The sequence below is a fragment of the uncultured Agrobacterium sp. genome, assembly GCA_913777615.1.
Lineage (GTDB): Bacteria > Pseudomonadota > Alphaproteobacteria > Rhizobiales > Rhizobiaceae > Agrobacterium.
The window spans coordinates 100793-118017 of record CAJYTK010000006.1 but is presented as its reverse complement, the minus strand read 5'-3'; the positions used below and the strand labels follow the sequence as shown (position 1 = coordinate 118017).

Below are 17225 nucleotides of genomic sequence, written 5' to 3'. Positions count from 1 at the left end.
GGGGGGAATAATCGTGCGGATTTCGCGCATAAAAATAAGCAATTTCGCGAACTTTTCAGAGATTGATCTCGAGACGGGCGAAAATATCGTCATTGTCGGGGAGAACAAGGTCGGCAAGAGCAATTTCATTCGCGCTCTACAACTCATTCTCGACCCTGGTCTGTCTGAACGCGACCGTCAGCTCGGTCTGGAGCATTTTTGGGATGGCTTAGGCGAAGACAAGCTTGGCGAAACGATTGAGATCGCCGTCGAGCTGACAGACTTCACCGACGATGCGCGACTGATGGCGCATCTAAATGACTGCGTGGTCGACCCCGGGCCGCCGATGGTCGCGCGGCTTACCTACCGCTTTCAACCCAAGGCGAATCTCGGACGAGATCCAGAGAGCCTAGCGGACTATGAATACATCATCTTTGGCGGCGACGATCCCGAGATGTCGATTGCGCCGTCGCTACGGCGGATGCTGCCGCTCGACGTGCAGGTTGCTTTGCGCGACGCGGAGAAAGATCTGGCAAGCTGGCGCAACTCGCCGCTGAGGCCTTTGATCGAAGAGCTTTCGACATCCCTGGATGCGGATGCGCGTGCTGAGATTCAGGAGCAGGTTAACGAGGCGCAGGCCGAATTGGAGGGCCATGCCGAAGTCCTCGCCACGGCAGAGCGGATCAGCGAACGGCTTATTGCCATCGCGGGCGAGCAGCATGCCGTTCCGCTAACGCTCGGTCTTTCGCCGACCCGGATCGATGCGTTGCTACGCAGTCTGCGCCTCCTGATCGACAATGGTGCGCGTGGCATCGCCGACGCCAGCCTCGGCACGGCCAATCTGATTTTCATGGCGCTAAAAAGTCTCGAACTCGATCGGCTCGTCACCGACGGTGAACGAGACCACACATTCTTCGTCGTCGAAGAGCCCGAGGCGCACTTACATCCACACGTCCAGCGTCTCGTCTACCGTTATTTCCTCGGCACGGGTGCAGAAGAGGAGGAGGATACGCCACCGCTGACGACGATCCTCACGACGCATTCCCCCCACATCGCCAGCGTCACGCCGATCCGCTCGATCGTCCTCCTTCGCCATGACGCGGAGACGAATGCTACGATCGCCGTCTCGACTGCCACAGCGCCGTTCACCGAGCGCGACGAAGCGGACCTTCAGCGCTACATCGATGTGAGCCGCGGCGAGATCTTCTTCGCGCGCGGTGTTATCCTTGTCGAGGGCGACGCGGAGCGCTTTCTGGTGCCGGCTTTTGCCGAGGCGCTCGGCATACCGCTCGACATGCTCGGCATCACGGTTTGTTCGGTCAGCGGCACGAACTTCACGCCCTACGTGAAGCTGCTAGGCCCGGCCGGCCTGAACATCCCGCACGTGATCCTGACGGACCGCGACCCCAACGGTGAGAGCCATCCGCGCGTTCGACGGCGGCTCATCAATGTGCTGCAACTGCGGGAGCAAGGTGTCACTTACAGGCGTCTTGATGCGGACGCTGTGATCGCGCGCGCCGAGCCGTTTGGCTACTTCGTCAACAGCAACACGCTGGAACCGGAGCTGTTCACCGGCGGGCTTGCCGAGGCCATGCAGGAGGTCATCGAAGAAGAATTGAGCATCGGCGACGGCACCCGCGAGGAGCTGCAAGGATGGGTGGATGACCCAGACACGCTCGACGAGGATTCGCTGATCGCGCTCATTGAACGGGTCGGCAAGGGACGCTTTGCCCAGGCGCTCGCGGGCCACGCCGATGAAAATACATGTCCGGACTACATCCGGCAGGCGCTGGAGTACATCCGCGATGCCGTTGCGTAGTGTCAGCGCTGCATACCTCGCCCAAGCAGGTGATCTTGCTGGCAACCCGGGTCAGCAAGCAGCCTACGACTCGACTGGCAACTGTGTCGTGCTGGCAGGCCCCGGCAGCGGCAAGACTAAGACGCTGGTACTTAAGCTGGCGAGGATCATGGCCGAGGATGTGCGCGCGCCACGCGGCGCCGCGTGCATCACCTATAGTCAGGAATGCGCTCGCGAACTGACGCGTCGGCTCGAGCGATTGGGCCTTCGCGAGGCTTCCAATCTCTTCATCGGCACCGTTCACGGTTTCTGTTTGCGCCATCTCCTCATGCCGTATGGTCGGCTTGCCGATTTGCCGGTGCCTTTCCCTCTCACGGTGGCCACGACTCGGCAGAGCGACCGTGCCATGAAGCGGGTGGGCGATAGGCTGTTTGGTGTCGGTCACCCGAATAAGACGATGGACCTTGGGCGGCATAGGCGATCGGTTCTCGATCGAGCCTCGGTTGCCTGGACGAGCGAGGCGGAGCTCGCTGCGTGGGCAGAAGGATACGAGGCCGAGCTGCGGCGGATGGGCCTTATCGACTTTGATGATCTCGTCGTCTTCGGGCAGCGGCTCGTCTCGGAACACGATTGGGTGCTTCCTCTGCTGCAAGCGAAATTTCCCGTCCTCGCCGTCGACGAATATCAGGACCTCGGCGTGGCACTACACCGCATCGTCAAGCGCGTAGCCTTCGACGGGGGCGTTCGGCTCTTTGCGGTCGGAGATCCTGACCAATCGATCTACGGCTTTACCGGCGCCGATGGAGCGCTCCTGCAGGAGCTTGCCGAGCGTGACGACGTTGAGCGGGTGCAGCTCCAGCTAAACTATCGTTCGGCGTCGCGGATCGTCAGCACTTCTGAGATGGCGCTAGGCGAACCGCGCGGCTACCAGTCAAACGATCCGGACCGGCAGGCGGTTATTGAGTTCACGCAATGCGCGGGCGGTCTCGAAGGGCAGGCCGCGCATGCGATCGAAGATATAATTCCGGCGGCGCTCGCGGCGAAGCCAGGACGAGCCCTTGGCGATATTGCCATCCTTTATCGTGACTACCGGGCGGGCGACGTTGTGGCTGAAGCGGTCGCCGCCGCAGGTCTCGACTTTGTCCGCGTCGATACTGCCGCCCCTTACCGGAAGGTCGCTCTTACGAGCTGGATCGAAGATTGTGCTGCATGGTGCGCGGGCGGCTGGCGCGAGGCCCACCCGCAATTGCGCGGTCTTCTGGATCGTTGGTTGGGCTTCCATCGCACGCGAGTACCGGAAGCCCAGGCGCGTGATGAAGCGCAGCGGCTTACGCAGCTTCTCTGGTCACTTCGCGTCGAGCAGGGGATCGCTCGGGATTTCGTGGCGGCGCTCCGCGTCGGGATGCTCGATGCGCTAATGGCTGGCGAGCCCAGCCTTGCCGACCAGGGCGAGCAGGTGGATCGCATGACGTCGGCCCTAGCTGTCGGAGGCGCGCTTGCCGATCTCGATTTGGCAAGTTTGGGCGGTCGTGATGGCTCACCATTGCACCTGAATCTCCTGACGCTTCACTCCGCAAAGGGGTGCGAATATGACGTCGTGATCATGGTCGGACTGGATCTCGGCAGCCTGCCGTGGCGCAATGAGTTGCCCGCTGCTCGGCGGGAGAGCCGCCGGCTCTTCTACGTCGGTCTCACGCGCGCTCGAGACGAGATTCACATGCTTTATTCCGGCTACGTCGATACGCCCCGCGGGAGAATGCGCTGGGGGCGCTCTCCCTTCCTCGATGAGCTCGAAGCGCGCATGGAGGAGGCGGAGAACGAGTAGGCTATGATATCATTCAGTGAAGCTCAGGCGATTGAGGACCTGGCAGATCTCCTCTACGATTTTCTTCCCGGTAGCGGAAACACCAAAACAGCATTTCCGCTTGCCGCCGCACAGGCTGGTGTTGGCGACTTATGGGTCCCTGGGAGCAAGCGACCTGCCATTGTTCAGCTCCTGACCGCGACGCTGGAGAGGCGAAGGTCACACTTTACGAAATTGATCGTGGCGATCGTTCGCCAAGCGATGACCTACCGGCGTGGGAAGGGCAATCCCCTCAGTCGTGAAGAGATCGATCGTCTCAACAGTCTTTTACCCGGGGTGCAATTCAAGATCCCTGAGCTACTTGATCCAAGCTTCCTAAGCAGCTTTGGTTCGCCCAAGGCGGCAGAACCAGCGCCGCAGGCGTCGACCCTGAATGCTGAAGAGGCGCAGGAGCTGGCCGCCCACCTGATCGAGATCACCAAGCTCGACCCTCAAGCACGTGGTCTACGTTTCGAGGGCTTTCTGAACGATTTGTTCGCAGGCTTCGGGCTGGCGCCGCGCGGCTCCTTTCGGCTCGTAGGCGAACAAATCGATGGAAGCTTCAGGCTTCACGGTCAAACCTACTTGGTTGAAGCCAAATGGCATGGGCCTCAAATCGGCTTCGCCGACCTGATGACCTTTTCCGGTAAGGTCAGTGGGAAAGCGTCCTGGGCGCGCGGCCTGTTCGTGAGCAATTCTGGCTTCACAGCCGACGGGTTGGAAGCGTTCTCTCGTGGACGCCAGACCAACCTGGTATGTGCGGACGGACTTGACCTGTATGAGGTGCTGTCGCGCAAGGTGTCACTGATAACGGTTTTGGAAGCCAAGGAGCGCCGTGCGGCCGAGACGAACCGGGCGTTCGTTGCTGTGCGGGACCTTAATCTTTAGCGGCGATTGAGCTACGATGCGGAGACGCTTCTAAAGCGTCATGGGCGATAGATGGCGGAAGGTGCATTTCTCGGGGACGGCCTAAAAAGCCAATGATTTCAGCAGCGTGATTTTCTGACGGGTTAGCTTACGGTATAGCGAAACGTGAAAAATTTATTTCCTCATGATTTCAGAGCGTTATGCATGCAGGAAATAATCGAGTGGGAGAAGTCAATCGCTTCCGCCGAAGCCTAGATGCTCATCGCCCTGAATAGCCCCGAGTTTCGTAGACACCCTCGAGTTAGATTTTCTGCTGTTTCTCGAACTCGACGGGGGACAGCATTCCGTTTCTGACATGCTTCCGTTTCGGGTTGTAGAACATTTCGATGTAATCGAACACGTCCAGGCGGGCTTCGTCGCGTGATCGATAGACCCTGCGGCGTATGCGTTCGCGCTTCAGAATGTCACTACCGGATCAATACTCCCCAATAGTGCCGTTTGAATCTTCCCCAGGTGCTGCGACTGCCGGTCTTCCGGGGCGCGCCCCGGAAGACCGGCGGCGCGTCATCGCCGATACTCTTTCCGATGGTCGGAAGGGGGATGTTGGTGATCAAGCTGAGGGAGACGATCATGATCCTGGATCTGCATCAGCAGGGGCTGACGGTGTCGGCAATTTCCAGACAAACAGGCATCGATCGCAAGACGGTGCGCAAGTACATTGAACGCGGCCTTGAGGCTCCGGCCTATGGTCCAAGAAAGCCTCGGGCGACGGTCATCGACCCGTTCGCTTCTTACCTGCGGGAGCGGATCAAATCCTATCCCGGCCTGACCGGCAGTCGATTGTTTCGAGAACTGAGGGAGCGCGGCTATACCGGCGGCTACACGGCTGTGACGGATTTTCTCCGCGATGTGCGCCCCGCTGCAAGTCAGGGCTTTGAAGTTCGGTTCGAGACGCCGCCGGGTGAGCAGGCCCAGGTCGATTTCGCCCAGTTCCATGTCGTCTTCACCGATGAACCGATGACGCCGAGGATCGTCTGGCTGTTCTCCATGGTGCTGGGGCACAGCAGTCTGATCTGGGCACGCTTCGTCATGCATCAGAACCTGCCGACCGTTCTGCGTTGCCATATCGCGGCCTTCGAGGCTCTCGGCGGCGCTCCACGGGAAGTGCTTTACGACCGGATGAAGACGGCCGTCATCGGCGAAGGCCAGACAGAAGGCATCGTCTATAACCGTGCCCTCATAGGCCTGGCGCGCCATTACGGTTTCCACCCGAAGGCCTGTAAACCCTATCGCGCCAAAACGAAGGGCAAGGTAGAGCGGCCGTTCCGCTATATCCGCGAAGACTTCTTCCTCGCCCGCTCGTTCCGCAACCTTGACGACCTGAATGCTCAGCTTCGGCACTGGCTGGATACAGTCGCCAATCCAAGGAAGCATGCCACGACCCTGCGCGTCGTCAATGAAGCCTTCGCCGAGGAGCGGAAGCACCTGCGACCGTTACCTCTGGCTCCGTTCAAATCCGTTCTGAAGCTGGAGCGCCGGGTATCGCGGGAAGGCATGGTCAGCGTTGGCGGCAACACCTACAGCGTTCCGGATGCGACCCGTAGCCGTATGGTCGAAGTCCATTCGCTGGCCGACGAGATCCGCATCTTCGAGAACGGCATGCTGATCGCAGCCCATCCCGTCCTGGAGGGCCGCAAACAGCGTCGGGTTCAGCCGGACCATCGACGAGCGCTCGCGCCGCAACATCTCTCCAGGACGCGCGACGACGCCATTGTCGTCAAGCCCGCCGGCGACACCGTGCTGCAGCGGTCGCTCGCCTTCTACGATGCCGTCGGCAAAGTTCTGGCGCAGGAGAACCGCCCATGAGCGCGGCCCTTGACGCCATTCCGTCCATGATCGATCGTATCCGTCATGATCTCGTCGGCCTGAAGATGCCACGTGCACTCGAAGCTCTCGACCATGTCGTTCGACGCCTCGAGCACGGTGAGCTTTCTGCGCTGGAAGCCATCGATATCCTCCTGTCCGAAGAGTTGACCCTGCGTGAGAACAGCCGGATCAAGACAGCCCTGCGAATGGGCAGGCTCGGCACGATCAAGACACTCGCCGGCTTCGACTTCACCTTCCAGCCTTCGCTCGACCGAGATCGGATCTTCACCTTGGCGCAGCTTGGCTTCGTCGATCGCCATGAGGCCGTTCATTTCCTCGGCCCACCTGGAACTGGAAAGAGCCATCTTGCCACGGCGCTCGGCGTCGAAGCCGTCAAAGCCGGAAAGAGCGTCTACTTTACAACACTTGCCGATCTCATCGGCTCGCTTGCCCGCTCCGAACGCGAAGGTCGGCTCCAGGAGCGCATTCGCTTCTTCTGTAGGCCGAGCTTGCTGATTGTCGACGAGATCGGCTACCTGCCGGTCGTGCAAGGCGGCGGCAATCTCTTCTTTCAGCTCGTCAATGCCCGATATGAACGTGGCGCCATGATCCTGACGTCAAACCGCGGCTTCGCAGAATGGGGCGATGTGTTCGGAGACCCCGTCGTCGCAACCGCGCTGCTCGACAGACTGCTTCACCATGCCGTCGTCGTGCAGATCGAAGGTTCCAGCTATCGGCTGCGGCAGCACGCCGAGCTGATGCCAGAGCATGTCCGGTCCAAAGCCTTGATCGCACCCCCGGCGTTCGCGCCACCTCAAAAGCCACGCGGTCGGCCGCCGAAAAATCCCCAAATCTCCTTGGCGTCCACATCGGCATAATTGGGGAATTTTACTTCGGCGCTTCTGGGGAAAATTCAACCGGTATTGACACAGAAGGTTGAAGAAGCTTTCGACGACCGCGTTGTCGTGGCAGTTGCCACGCCGGCTCATTGAGTGGACCAGATTGTGGTGCTTCAGGAACGAAGCCCAGTCCATGCTGGTGAACTGAGAGCCCTGATCCGAATGGACCAGAACCTGATCCTTGGGCTTGCGTCGCCACACCCCCATAAGCAACGCCTGCAGCACGACGTCCGTGGTTTGACGGTTCTGCATTGCCCAGCCAATCACCCGGCGGGAATAGAGATCGATAACGACGGCAAGGTAGGCAACCCCTCGCAGGTCCGGATGTAGGTGATGTCGGTGACCCAAGCCTTGTCCGCAGCCTCGACGTCGAACTGCCGGTCGAGCGTATTGTCGACCACGACCGAGGGTCGGCCGCCATATTTGCCGGGACGGCGCTTGTAACCGATCTCAGCCTTGATCCCGGCAAGGCGTGTCAGACGTGCGACGCGGTTCGGGCAGCACATCTCTCCCTGGTCGAGAAGGTCATCATGAAGCTTGCTATAGCCATAGACCTTGCCGCTCTCCTGCCAAGCCTGAAAAAAGAGATCGGTCTGCCGTATGTCACTGGCCCGTTTGCTCAACGGGTTCTTCAGCCAAGCGTAGAACCCGCTCGGGTGAACATGGAGAAGCCGACATATCGTCCGCACAGAGAAGCTCAGGCGATGCAGGGCTATGAACGCGTTCTTCACTTTGCATCCCTGGCGAAGTACGCGGCCGCTTTTTTTAGGATGTCGCGCTCCTCGGTGACGCGGGCCAGTTCTCTCTTTAGCCGTCTGATCTCCTCGGCCTCGTCGCTAGCCTTGACGTTCAATGTGCCGAACTTCTTCTTCCACTCGTAGAGTGAATGCTGGCTGACACCGAGCCGCTGCGAAACCTCCGCTACCGGGTAGCCCCGCTCGGTGATCTGACGCACCGCGTCGCGCTTGAAATCTTCCGTGAAATTGCCTTTGCCCATGTAGGCCTCCTGCCTCAAATTTAGGGGAGAAGGCGTCTACAAATCTAGGGGCTATTCACCCACATCCGCATTCTCAGCCGAAGGCTCGCAAGATATTGCGTCTGTTGAGTTCTTTTCGAGTCAGGCTCTCGGAAATAACGGGTTGACGGTTCGACTCCCTTCAAGGCGAGGCTATGACACGCGTTGCGCCCCAAAATTCGGTCGTAAAGGTTGTGATCGCTGGTACCCTAAAGCGAACATATCCCCGTGGCAACGTCACGTCGCCTGTGCGCCTTCGTTTCTGACGTTGGAGGCTTGAGCAGTCGGCTACAAGAGCCGCTATTCGTTTGGGGCCGGCGACCGGATCGGCTGGCGAACGCTTGAAAGTCAGCCGTGGCACATCATGTCCATTGGACGCAGAGAATAGGCCCGCAGGTTCTGATCGACGAGGGCGCGTTTAAGGCGGTGCGGCAGACTTTCGACATTTGGGGTCAGCGAAATCATGTTGACGCTCGGACGTCTATGCCGACGCAGTCGCGTGTTTGCGCGACGCTGCGGCAACCGCGATGAATGCCAGTACGCTGATGATCGCAAGAAAGATGTTCGCGGCGAGCGCAAATTTCAGACCCAGGTACTCTGTCACTGCGGCAAATATGAACGGTGCTCCCGCACCTACTGCCAGTCGCGCCGCCGTCATTTTGCCCGTGACCGAGCCGAACAGATAGAGCGGTAGGTTTCCCTGTGCGATACTGTTGATGCCCGAACCCAAGCCAAGGCAGATCGCGAACGCGATAGCGCCGGGAAGCCACGTTCCAGCAACCGGATGTTCTTGCTCGTCATGGCCGCCGGGTCGATCCTTGGCGTGTTCATCGGCGGACAGCTTCTGGGGATTGTTCCGAGCGCCGTGCTGCTGCCAGGCCTCGCTTTGATCCTCGTGATCTCCGCGATCAAGGAATGGCGGCACGCGTGATCACCAGCGTCTGCCCGTAGTCGCATGATCTTCAGCGGTCCTGCGACAGGAATTTCCACGGCAGCAACTCGTCGATCCCATTCTGCTTATGGCCATTGACGATTGCGGTGAGCGTAGCGGTTAGCCAAGCCTGCGGATCAACGCCGTTGAGTTTGCAGGTCTCAACCAGCGAGGCGATAATCGCCCAATTCTCGGCTCCTGCGTCGTGCCCCGCGAAGCGCGCGTTCTTCCGGTTCAGAGCCATCCCCCGTTCATTCTGCCCATGTCGGCGATGAGGTTGAGGTTTTCTACCGTTGGCATCCCTATTTCGGCTAAAAAGGTTTACATTCGACGGGTCGATCAGAGGGCGATAGGTCAGTTTCTGCAGGTTCTGGGACCGGCAGATGTCGTGGTGTCGATAGCCGGCTGGATGATCGATCCTGTGGCATGACGATGGGCTCGGCGTGCAAGTTCAGATGTGTCCGAACCGGCATCGAGAAGCAATACAGTCCCCATCATCATCTGAGGACTGTATCAAATTCTCACATTACATTACTGCATAGGGCTTAAATGCTGCATCCAGCTCCGTGTCCGTCAGGTAGTTCGTGTAGTTGGAGATGACCTTCGCTGAGATCGCCAGAATGATACCAAGCACGTGGTTTTCAGTGTAGCCAGCGTTGAGAAACGCGTTGAGGGTGTCCTGTGACGGACGTCCGCGGCTTTCGACCATTTCTCTGGTCAACGACACAAGGGCGTGCAGCTTTGGATCGGCAGGCAGTTCGCCCGCGCGCAGCTGTGCGATGACGTCGCTGGGAACGCCCGAGACCATGGCGGCGACCATCGAGTGAGCGGCAGTGCAGTAGTGGCATGAGTTGGTCTGGCTGATCGCCAGGAAAATAGCCTCCTGTTCGAGGGGAGAGAAGCCGGCGCTGGTGCGGAAGGCGCTATAGCCTTTCGCATAAGTGGTTAGCAGCGACGGTAGTGCGGCCATATACCCATACATGTTCGGCGAGAAACCGAATTTCTTCTGAGCATCTCTCATTATATCCGCCGCTTCGGGTGCGGCATCTTCCACCGACAGCATGTTGATATCGAGTAGGGCATTGGAAGTCATCGCTTGGGTCCTTTCATTTCGAGCGAGGTGGGACGCCGCCGGTGTCTGGCCGGCGGGATAGGGAATCGGTGATCATTCAGCTTGCTTAGTGGCTGGTTAGCCGCTCATTCGGCCTGTCTTGAGAACCAGGCGCGCGGCGCGGTCCGGTCTGTCATTCGACGCCTCCAAAGCAGAGGTATTTCACTTCGAGGTAATCGTCCGCGCCCATGAACGAGCCTTCGCGGCCAAGCCCCGACTGCTTGATACCTCCGAACGGAGCAACCTCCGTGGATATCTGGCCGGTATTGATTCCGATCATCCCGACTTCGAGCTTTTCGGCCATGCGCCAGATGCGCGTGATGTCCTGAGAATAGAAGTAGCCGGCAAGCCCGAATTCGGTTGCATTGGCCAATTGCAGGACCTCTGATTCTCCTTGAAAACGAAATAGCGGGATCAGGGGTCCGAAGATCTCGTAACGTGCAAGATGCATGTCGGCGGATGCGCCGGTGACAAGGGTCGGTTTGAAAAACGTACCTGAAACATCGGTGCCATCAGTGCTGGCGACAACCGTCCCGCCCTTGCTCAGCGCATCCTCAAGAAGCTCGTCGAGCTTCCTGACTGCGGCCCGATTGATCATCGGTCCGATATCCGCACCGTCAGTAAAACCGTCAGCGACCCTTAGTTCGCCGATCCGTCGAGCCAGCTTATCTGCAAATCGGTCATGAATTCCGTCTTGAACATATATCCGATTGGCACAGACACACGTTTGACCACCATTGCGGAACTTAGCAGCAATGGCGCCTTCGACGGCTGCGTCGAGATCAGCGTCGTCGAAGACGATGAAAGGGGCATTCCCTCCCAGTTCGAGTGAGAGCTTTTTGATTTGGCCAGCGGCCTGTTGCATCAGGATCCGCCCGACCTTTGTAGATCCCGTGAAGGAGATCTTGGCGACGTCAGGATGGGTGCAGAGCGCCTTGCCGAACGCTTCGGCGTCCAGGCAGGTCACCACGTTGAAAACACCTCTAGGCAGCCCCGCACGCTCCGCTAGTTCCGCCAGGGCCAAGGCAGAGAGCGGCGTAAACTCCGATGGACGAAGAACGATTGCGCAGCCGACAGCCAAGGCCGGGCCCGCCTTGCGGGTCACCATGGCATTTGGAAAGTTCCAAGGTGTGACCGCTCCTACAACGCCTATCGGCTGCTTCAGTACGAGGATCCTCTTGTCACGCTGATGACCGGGAATGGTTGCTCCATAAATGCGCTTCGCCTCTTCAGAGTACCATTCGATGTACCCGGCCCCGTAGAGTATCTCAGCTTTAGCTTCAGCAAACGGCTTGCCCATTTCCGAAGTCAGGATGGTCGCGAGATCATCGACATTCGCTACGATCTCGCGATACCATCTATTCAACACGGCAGCACGCTCCTTACCGGTGCAAGCAGCCCACGCAGCTTGCGCGGTCTTGGCCGCGGCTATGACATGGCTGAAGTCGTCAGCCGAGACATCCGCGACCTGCGCAATCTCCTCGCCGGTGGAAGGATTGCGGACGACGAATGTAGCTTCTGGAGCGTGCCATGCGCCATCCATGTAGGACAGTGTCCTGAGAAGCTCGGGGTCTTTCAACTGCCGCATTGCGCAATCTTCTTTCCGTGGGCGGGGTAATCAGTGGTGGTTCCGTCAACCGAGAGGTTTCCAAGCTAGCCGGCATTTTCCGTCAGAAATGCCTCAACCACTGTGAAAAGCTCCGGCGGCGTCTCGAGCATGGGATAGTGACCGGCCCCTTCCAGCACCTGCATCCGAACATTGGAAAGGTGCTTGAGGTAGGTCTCGCGCTGGTGCTGCGGCCCCAGAGCTTCATCATGTGTTCCGGCAACGACAAGGAAAGGCACATCAAGTTTGGCCGCCTCGGCAGAGAAATCTGCGGTAGTCCAAGCATCCAGGTAGCCAAGGAAGGCCGCCTTTGTTGTCCCTGCGCGCGCCTTTCGAACCAAGTAGTTAAGGAAAGAGCGCGCATGGCGATGACCGGTCAGAGTATTGAATACTTCCGCCAAGGCCGCGTCGTCGTCTGCTGCCGACTGGAAAAATGAGAGCGTGGGCTCGTCGACGGCAAAGCCCGCCGCAGAGACCGGCGTGATTGCAGCCACCGACCGAACTCTGCCGCGAACCGCGAGGCAAACTCGCTGGGCGACGGTGCCAGCCATCGAATGGCCCACGATATGAAAGTGATCCCAATGCAGATTATCGGCGATCTCAAGCGCATCGCTCGCGATCTCTGGGATCGTGTATTCACCGCTGAGCGCTGTCGACGATCCATATCCACGATAGTCAACCAGCGCGAGCGTAAATGTCTCCGGATCAAACAGAGGCTTGATCGCGTCGAAGATCGAGCAGTCGCTTAGCCACCCGTGCAACATCATGACGTGGATCGGTCCCTGACCGTAGGTATTGTATGCAATTGGCATTGTTTCCTCCCTGCCATTCAGCCTTATATGCGTTGACAATAGCGGCACGGCGGATGGGCGAAGGCCCTGTTCCGGCTAAAGTCTCGCCTGAAACGTTCATGTTGAAGCACATGCCGAAGGATTTGACCGTTTCGAGCCAGAGAATGACTGTCTCCGGTCATCCGGCATTGCCAGTACTTTTACTGTGGTGGAAGGGGCGGCTCATTGTGTAGATTGATTTGCGCCGCCGGTGAGGTCGAAGCTGAGAGGGATCTGCCGGGATGAGCAGTCTGGGAAAGTCCGATGAGTTGATGCGCGCGGTGGATGACTTGCGTCTAGCCCTCACTGGGGAACCCAATCAGGAGGCAAGCTCCGGTCATCTCGGTTTCAATCGGTGTAAGTCAAAACAATCGCTCACCCGGATGTGTTTCTGGCACCCAACAATTATGCTGCCTGTGGTCGGTACCAAGACCGTGTTGGTAGATGGCAATGAATTTGTCTGTCGCCCCGGAAGCCTTCTCCAGCTTCCGGCGGGGGTCAGTTTCGACGTTGAAAACGCCCCCAGTTCCAACCTATCCTACTATTTGGGGATTGCGGTGCGGTTTGACCCTGAGACTGTGAAGCTTTTTGTCGAGCTTTACGGTAGCCAGTTCGATACCTGGAACCTAACGCCACAATGGCATGTCGCGGGGAAGGTCGAGCCCATTATGGCTCTAGTCGACTGGATACGCTGGACTCGCCGTTTCTCGCCTGATGTAACACAGATCAGGCACAGAATGGTCGAAGTGTTACTCCTGTATGCGCAGTACGGCCTCGCCGGCAATCTCCTCATGTCGCAACACCGCAGTTGGCGACAGAAAGTGAAGGAACTGGTCTCTCTGGATCCTTCGAGAGATTGGCAGATTGACGCGGTTTGTCGGAAGTTGGCAGCAAGCGAGAGTACGCTTCGCCGGCATCTACGTGCGGAAAATTCCAGCTTCCGCGCCCTGCTTGAAGAAGTACGTCTGGAAAAGGGCATGGGCCTCGTCATGGAAAGCGACATGCCCATTAGCCAGATTTCTCTTGCCTGCGGATACCTCTCCCAGTCTCGCTTCGCCGAGCGGTTTAAGTTACGCTTTTCAGTGACCCCAATCGAGCTGCGCAACACGCGAAATGAAAGCCAATCACCAAGAGACAACGTGGTTCGGGTTTCCTCGTTGACGCGTAGCTGATGCTGCGTATCTCTGCTCACTGGACACAACATTCCCATCGAGGACGGCCACGTTTGACGCGTGCATAGGGGGCTGCACCACTCGTTGGCATTTGATGATTGATCGAGGCTAGATTCTGGCTGCCGGGAGCGAGCAGTTAGGCGCCAACACTCATAGCTTGTCCAAGTTCGCTTATATCGAAAGGATGAGCATGAAAAACGTACTCAAGACAATCGCTGCGATGGGGATTCTGAGTCTTATCGTGAGCGGCGCTGCGATGGCGCAATCCGAAATCCTTCTTCCAGATCCGGCCTTCGCGCCAGAGGGAATTGCAGTTGACTCTGCCGGCAGTCTCTATGTCGGCAGCCTGACTCAGGGCCAGATCGTTCGCATCAATTCCGACAGCAAGCAGGTCGAGGACTTTGTGCCGCCTGGCGCCAATGGGATGGTCTCGACCATCGGGCTCCACGCTACCGCCGACCGTCTCTACGCGTGCTCCTCCGATCCTGGAGCAAGCGTCAGAACGAAGAGTGCACCTTCGGCCTTGCTGGCTTTCGATCGTGCCACGGGCGCGAATGCCGGCAGATACGAGCTGCCGAACGGGGGGGCCTTCTGTAACGACATCACCGAATTGCCGGATGGCACCATCCTTGCGACGGACAGCTTCGTTCCTCGGATCTACGCCCTTCATCCGGGTTCGAAGGCCCTTACGGTTTGGTTCGAAAGTGACAAATTCGCTGGCGAAGGTTTCAATCTCAACGGTATCGCATACGACGATGGAGCGATCTATGTCCTGCGGTATCAGACCGGCACCCTGCATAGGATTGCAGTCCAGGCAGATGGGACTGCTGGTGAAGTCGCCGACATTGCCCTCCCGAAGCCCGCCACAGGCGCCGACGGCCTGACGGCCTTGGGTAACGGTCGCTTCCTGATCGTATCTGGGGGCGGGCTCACAGCCGGTGCGCGGGGCGCACTATTGGGCGTGAAGGTAGAGGGTGGGGCTGCAACGATGGAGGTTATCGCCTCGGACCTCAATGTTCCGACCACCGTGGCCGTGAAGGACAACGCTGCCTACGTGGTCGAAGGTCAACTCGACCACCTGTTTGACCCATCTGCGGGCCCTGCGGATCCCTACCGTATCCTGGTGCTTGATCTGCCCCAAGACTACCGCTCGAAATAGGAGTTCTGCATGTCCTCTCACGTCGTTGTTTTTGCTACTCCACGGGTTGGCGCCGAGGAAAATGCTCGGAAATATTCCGAGGGGGTACAGCCACTGCTGGCGGCCGCCGGAATCAAGCCTTCCTTTCGCGGTCCTGTTGTCGAAGTTGTAGCGGGAGGGCCGGCTCCAAAGACCGTCATGGTTCTCGATTTTCCAGATGCGGCTTCGGCTTCGGCTTTTTTTCGTCAGGAAGCCTATCAGCAGCTAGTGGCCCTTCGAGGTAAGGGTTTCGAGCAGATGGAGATATACATCGTCGAGTAATATGCAAGGGCCGGCTGGGTGCTGGTCGGCCCTTGCTACGTCATCCCACGTGGCAGTTGGCTGGCGCATTTCACCACCCGCTTATGAGCGTCTGTACAGTAGCCATTGTCCCACCCGCACCTAGCCCGTCACGTCCTATTGGACGTGACGAGTTCAGAGCGAGATCTAATTGCAAAAACGGACAGTGTGAGCTAATTAGCTTCATCCACAAGGACCTGGTGAAACTCCGGGTGGCTCTTCTGGCCGCCGATCCGCCAGACAACACAGCAACGCAACCCTGTTCGAGGACCGAGTTTCGCTCGGCCCGTTGCATCAACTGTGAAAATTCATCGATGCCAATTTTTTCAAACTACCGTCAGGAGTGGTTCTCCAACATCCGTGGCGACGTGCTTTCGGGTATCGTCGTCGCTCTCGCGCTTATCCCGGAAGCGATAGGCTTCTCCGTAATCGCGGGCGTCGATCCTAAGGTCGGCCTCTACGCTTCCTTCGCTATCGCCTGCGTGGCGGCCTTTGTGGGCGGCCGACCCGGCATGATCTCTGCCGCCACAGCCGCGACCGCTGTTGTCATGATCTCGCTGGTCAAGGAGCACGGCCTTCAGTATCTGTTCGCCGCCACGATCCTCATGGGTATCATCCAGATCGTCGCGGGATGGCTCAGGCTCGGCCGCGTGATGCGCTTCGTCTCCCGTTCCGTCATTACAGGCTTCGTCAACGCGCTTGCGATCCTGATCTTCATGGCCCAGTTGCCCGAACTCGTTGGGGTTCCGACGCTCACCTACGTGATGATCGCAGGCGGCCTCGCCATCATCTACCTCTTTCCATATGTGACTAAGGCTATTCCATCGCCGCTCGTGGCCATTGCGGTCCTGACGGCCATGGCGTGGTGGTTTGGCATGGACCTACGCACCGTCGGCGACCTCGGTGAACTTCCGTCTTCGATCCCATTCCTCATGCTGCCGCAGGTTCCGTTGACCTGGGAGACTCTGCAGATCATCTTCCCATACTCAGTGACGCTCGCTGCCGTAGGCCTGCTGGAATCGCTGCTTACCGCGCAAATCGTCGACGATATGACGGATACGCCCAGCAACAAGAGCCAGGAATGCGTTGGTCAGGGCGCAGGGAATATCGCCTCGGCGCTGATCGGTGGCATGGGCGGCTGCGCCATGATCGGCCAATCGGTCATCAACGTAACCTCGGGTGGTCGAGGACGGCTTTCAACGTTCGTAGCAGGTGCCTTCCTACTATTCCTGATCGTCGTTCTCAACGACCTCGTCCAGATCATCCCTATGGCCGCGCTTGTTGCGGTTATGATCATGGTTTCCATTGGCACTTTCTCCTGGAGATCGATCCTCGACCTGAGACGCCATCCGCTTCCATCCTCCGTCGTCATGCTGGCGACTGTCATCACCGTTGTAGCAACGCATGATCTCGCGAAAGGCGTAATCGTTGGCGTCCTGCTGTCCGGCATCTTTTTTGCTGGCAAGGTAGCCCGTCTGTTCAGCGTCACGCGCCTGGAGGATGCCGAACAAAACAGTGTCACCTATGCAGTTGTCGGGCAGGTCTTCTTTGCGTCGGCGGAAGCCTTTATCCATGCGTTTGACTTCACGGATAAGGGGAAGCGGATCATCATCGATCTCACGAAGGCCCACCTCCGGGACATCACCGCGATTGGCGCGTTGGACAAGATCGTGTTGAAGTTCCGCCAAGCAGGTGACGAGGTCGAGGTTATCGGCTTCAACGAAGCGAGTGCTGACATGATTGACCGCTTCGCGCTGCACGATAAGGATGAGCGGCTTGCGGCAAGCGCTTCCCTACACTGAACGTACCCGCTATTTTCTTCCCACGTTGG

General features: G+C 58.6%; 12 protein-coding genes, 4 pseudogenes and 1 other annotated feature. Of the genes and pseudogenes, 9 read left to right on the top strand and 7 right to left on the bottom strand.

Features of this window, described 5'->3' with window-relative positions:
• Positions 1-13 precede the first annotated feature (13 nt).
• From QZ862_RS05075 to QZ862_RS05065, 3 genes are read left to right on the top strand one after another with little or no spacing between them, the layout of a single operon-like run.
• A complete protein-coding gene (locus QZ862_RS05075) occupies positions 14-1798 on the top strand; it encodes an AAA family ATPase (RefSeq protein WP_296097931.1) in 1785 nt (594 codons plus the stop codon).
• Entirely contained in the window at positions 1785-3602 is a 1818-nt protein-coding gene (locus tag QZ862_RS05070; RefSeq protein ID WP_296097928.1) for an ATP-dependent helicase, read from the top strand. The genes QZ862_RS05075 and QZ862_RS05070 overlap by 14 nt, the downstream gene beginning before the upstream one ends.
• 3 nt (positions 3603-3605) lie before the next feature.
• Positions 3606-4508, top strand: coding sequence for a restriction endonuclease (locus QZ862_RS05065; protein ID WP_296097926.1), 903 nt, complete (start codon positions 3606-3608; stop codon positions 4506-4508).
• A gap of 280 nt (positions 4509-4788) precedes the next feature.
• Here QZ862_RS05065 and QZ862_RS05060 read toward each other — a convergent pair.
• A pseudogene (locus QZ862_RS05060) lies at positions 4789-4950 on the bottom strand (IS3 family transposase); the annotation flags it as partial.
• A 143-nt stretch (positions 4951-5093) separates the two neighbouring features.
• Here QZ862_RS05060 and istA point away from each other — a divergent pair.
• The gene (istA, locus tag QZ862_RS05055) at positions 5094-6353 is read left to right on the top strand and encodes an IS21 family transposase (protein ID WP_296097923.1); all 1260 of its coding nucleotides are present in this window, start codon (positions 5094-5096) and stop codon (positions 6351-6353) included.
• The gene (gene istB / locus QZ862_RS05050; RefSeq protein ID WP_296097922.1) at positions 6350-7231 is read left to right on the top strand and encodes an IS21-like element ISRel3 family helper ATPase IstB; all 882 of its coding nucleotides are present in this window, start codon (positions 6350-6352) and stop codon (positions 7229-7231) included. Before istA ends, istB begins: the two co-directional genes overlap by 4 nt.
• Before the next feature lie 36 nt (positions 7232-7267).
• Here the strand turns inward: istB and QZ862_RS05045 are convergent.
• The 6 genes and pseudogenes from QZ862_RS05045 to QZ862_RS05020 form a co-directional block, all read right to left on the bottom strand.
• Positions 7268-8249, bottom strand: a pseudogene (locus QZ862_RS05045) (IS3 family transposase); the annotation flags it as partial.
• Positions 8250-8748: 499 nt separating this feature from the next.
• Positions 8749-9048: pseudogene (locus QZ862_RS05040) on the bottom strand (MFS transporter); the annotation flags it as partial.
• A gap of 181 nt (positions 9049-9229) precedes the next feature.
• Positions 9230-9448 (bottom strand): annotated as a pseudogene (locus tag QZ862_RS05035) (transposase domain-containing protein); the annotation flags it as partial.
• Positions 9449-9724: 276 nt separating this feature from the next.
• Positions 9725-10291: a carboxymuconolactone decarboxylase family protein gene (locus QZ862_RS05030; RefSeq protein ID WP_081177315.1), complete on the bottom strand. Its 567-nt coding sequence runs from the start codon at positions 10289-10291 to the stop codon at positions 9725-9727.
• 151 nt (positions 10292-10442) lie between these two features.
• Positions 10443-11852: an NAD-dependent succinate-semialdehyde dehydrogenase gene (locus QZ862_RS05025; RefSeq protein WP_363315899.1), complete on the bottom strand. Its 1410-nt coding sequence runs from the start codon at positions 11850-11852 to the stop codon at positions 10443-10445.
• Positions 11853-11962: 110 nt separating this feature from the next.
• Complete coding sequence (locus QZ862_RS05020) at positions 11963-12727, bottom strand: alpha/beta hydrolase (protein ID WP_296097918.1); 765 nt, start codon at positions 12725-12727, stop codon at positions 11963-11965.
• 260 nt (positions 12728-12987) lie between these two features.
• Between QZ862_RS05020 and QZ862_RS05015 the strand changes: the two genes are divergently transcribed.
• The 4 genes from QZ862_RS05015 (at position 12988) to QZ862_RS05000 (ending at position 17196) form a co-directional block, all read left to right on the top strand.
• On the top strand, positions 12988-13917 hold the full coding sequence (locus QZ862_RS05015; protein WP_081177318.1) for an AraC family transcriptional regulator: 930 nt from the start codon (positions 12988-12990) through the stop codon (positions 13915-13917).
• A 190-nt stretch (positions 13918-14107) separates the two neighbouring features.
• Positions 14108-15076 carry a hypothetical protein gene (locus QZ862_RS05010; protein ID WP_081177319.1) on the top strand — a complete coding sequence of 323 codons (969 nt, stop codon included), beginning with the start codon at positions 14108-14110 and terminating at the stop codon, positions 15074-15076.
• 9 nt (positions 15077-15085) lie between these two features.
• Positions 15086-15376 carry a DUF1330 domain-containing protein gene (locus QZ862_RS05005; protein ID WP_296097913.1) on the top strand — a complete coding sequence of 97 codons (291 nt, stop codon included), beginning with the start codon at positions 15086-15088 and terminating at the stop codon, positions 15374-15376.
• Positions 15377-15584: 208 nt separating this feature from the next.
• Positions 15585-15640: a sequence feature (sul1 is cis-regulatory element that is thought to sense ions involved in sulfur or methionine metabolism; They are found in Alphaproteobacteria), on the top strand.
• A gap of 68 nt (positions 15641-15708) precedes the next feature.
• Complete coding sequence (locus QZ862_RS05000; protein ID WP_296097911.1) at positions 15709-17196, top strand: SulP family inorganic anion transporter; 1488 nt, start codon at positions 15709-15711, stop codon at positions 17194-17196.
• Positions 17197-17225: the final 29 nt, after the last annotated feature.

Coding starts and splice junctions, on each gene's coding strand:
- QZ862_RS05070 (WP_296097928.1), top strand. CDS start 1,785: ATGCCGTTGCGTAGTGTCAGCGCTGCATACCTCGCCCAAGCAGGTGAT.
- QZ862_RS05065 (WP_296097926.1), top strand. CDS start 3,606: ATGATATCATTCAGTGAAGCTCAGGCGATTGAGGACCTGGCAGATCTC.
- istB (WP_296097922.1), top strand. CDS start 6,350: ATGAGCGCGGCCCTTGACGCCATTCCGTCCATGATCGATCGTATCCGT.
- QZ862_RS05030 (WP_081177315.1), bottom strand. CDS start 10,291: ATGACTTCCAATGCCCTACTCGATATCAACATGCTGTCGGTGGAAGAT.
- QZ862_RS05025 (WP_363315899.1), bottom strand. CDS start 11,852: ATGGATGGCGCATGGCACGCTCCAGAAGCTACATTCGTCGTCCGCAAT.
- QZ862_RS05020 (WP_296097918.1), bottom strand. CDS start 12,727: ATGCCAATTGCATACAATACCTACGGTCAGGGACCGATCCACGTCATG.
- QZ862_RS05015 (WP_081177318.1), top strand. CDS start 12,988: ATGAGCAGTCTGGGAAAGTCCGATGAGTTGATGCGCGCGGTGGATGAC.
- QZ862_RS05010 (WP_081177319.1), top strand. CDS start 14,108: ATGAAAAACGTACTCAAGACAATCGCTGCGATGGGGATTCTGAGTCTT.
- QZ862_RS05005 (WP_296097913.1), top strand. CDS start 15,086: ATGTCCTCTCACGTCGTTGTTTTTGCTACTCCACGGGTTGGCGCCGAG.
- QZ862_RS05000 (WP_296097911.1), top strand. CDS start 15,709: ATGCCAATTTTTTCAAACTACCGTCAGGAGTGGTTCTCCAACATCCGT.